Origin of the sequence: Anaerorhabdus sp. (assembly GCF_036637135.1) — a bacterium.
GTDB lineage: Bacteria > Bacillota_I > Bacilli_A > Erysipelotrichales > Erysipelotrichaceae > Anaerorhabdus.
On record NZ_JAVWNC010000024.1, the window covers coordinates 28,989 to 30,918 of the forward strand.

Sequence of the window (1,930 nt, forward strand, 5' to 3'; positions counted from 1 at the left end):
ATTTAAAATTAGTTCTGGTTTGTTTACGCGATTACACGCTATTGGATTTTTACGATACTCCATTGGGGTTATCCCGTAAGCTTCTTTAAAACTTCTTGAATAATGCTCTGGTGATGAAAACCCAACACACAGTGCAATATCCAATATCTTTTCTTCTGTATCACTCAACATATCTAATGATTTTGTTAGTCTACGATACTTGATGTATTCACCTAACGGTAACTTAACCAGTCGTGTGAATAATCGTTGAAAATAGAACGGTGATAGTGCTGCTTTTGTAGATAAATAATCAATTGTTAAATTTTCATTTAAGTGTTCCTCTATCGTATCTATTGTTTCTTGAATTTGTTGCCATGAATGCATATCATGATCCTCCTTTAAGAACACTATATCTAAAATGAATGCTTACTTCTTGATGCCCAATGCCCTTTTATTCTCAATTATTTTTACTTCACATTCTAAATCATATCCTGTTTTTTCCAATACATCCTTTCGAACATATTCAATGAGTTCAATAAAATCATTACTTGATGCATGATCATAGTTAATTAAAAATCCAGCATGCTTTTTAGATACCATTGCACCACCACACATCTTTCCTTTTAATCCACACTGATCAATTAGTGCACTAGCATAATTACCTTCTGGTCTTTTAAAGACAGAACCAGCACTTGGATATTCAAGAGGTTGCATATCAATTCGTCGTTGTAGACGTCTATCCATTAACTCTCGTATTGTTTTGTAGTCACCTTGTAACAATTCAAATCGTACTTTTAAAATTACTTTTTCTGTATTCGTGAAAATACTTTTACGATATGCGAAATCTTTTGGTTGCACATGTATGTTTTTTAGATTCCCATCTTCATCTAAATAATCAATTTCTTTTACTACATCTTTTACTTCACCCTCAAATGCACCTGCATTCATATATACTGCACCACCAACAGTTCCAGGTATTCCATAAGCAAATTCTAATCCTGTTAAACTATTCTTGCACGCAACTTCACAAACTTGTTTTAAGCTTGCACCTGCCTCTGCAATTACACTATTTCCTATAACTTCAATTTGATTAAGTTGTTTAGCTAAAACTAAAACTACTCCTTCAAAAATTTTATCTCTAAACAATACATTAGAACCGTTTCCCAATATAATCAGTTGCATATTAGCTTCATCAGCTAATTTCTTAACTGTTACTACACAACTCACATTTTGTGCTTCAATTACATACCATGCCATTCCACCTAATTCTAGTGTTGTATACTCTGACATTGATTTATCTTTAAAGAAAGGGATTTGATTTTGGATTAAATGTCTTTCAAACTTCTCTTTGTTCATTACTCATAGTCTCCTATATTTATCATAATATGTTACTGATTATTTTCATACTCCTTTGCATTAGAAAAGCCTAGTTGATTATCATTACAACTAGACTTGTTTGAATTTATACACATGGGCAACATCAATTTACTTTCATGTCTTGTCGATATACGAAGAATTGATTTCTGTTTCTAAATTTGATTCTTAATATATTCTTCAACAACTTTCATGTCTTCTGTGGGTTCAAATCTTTCAATTACAGTACCTTCTGCATCGATTAAGAATTTTGTGAAATTCCATTTAATTGATGGGTCTTGTTTATAGTTTGGATCTTGTTTTGATAACATTTCTTCTAGCACTGGTGTTAGTTTGTGATTTGGATTGAATCCATTAAATCCCTTTTCTTTTACAAGCTCTTTGTATAAAGGAATCGCATGTTCTCCATTTACATTAATTTTTGCGAATCGTTCAAATTTTGTATTGTAGTGAAGTGCACAGAATTCATTGATTTCTTCAATTGTTCCTGGTGCTTGTTCACCAAATTGATTACAAGGAAAATCTAGTATTTCAAATCCATAGTCTTTGTATTTTTCATATAGTTCTTCTAGTTCCT

General features: G+C 31.7%; 3 protein-coding genes. All 3 read right to left on the reverse strand.

From position 1 onward, the window contains the following. The coding region (locus tag RR643_RS06135; protein ID WP_332482685.1) for a helix-turn-helix transcriptional regulator at positions 1–363 on the reverse strand (363 nt) is incomplete at its 3' end. A 42-nt stretch (positions 364–405) separates the two neighbouring features. Next, positions 406–1,335, reverse strand: coding sequence for a UDP-N-acetylmuramate dehydrogenase (gene murB / locus RR643_RS06140; RefSeq protein ID WP_332482686.1), 930 nt, complete (start codon positions 1,333–1,335; stop codon positions 406–408). Between the two features lie 173 nt (positions 1,336–1,508). Beyond that, positions 1,509–1,930, reverse strand: a 422-nt coding sequence (locus tag RR643_RS06145) for a glutathione peroxidase (RefSeq protein ID WP_332482687.1), incomplete at its 5' end; no start/stop codon positions are given.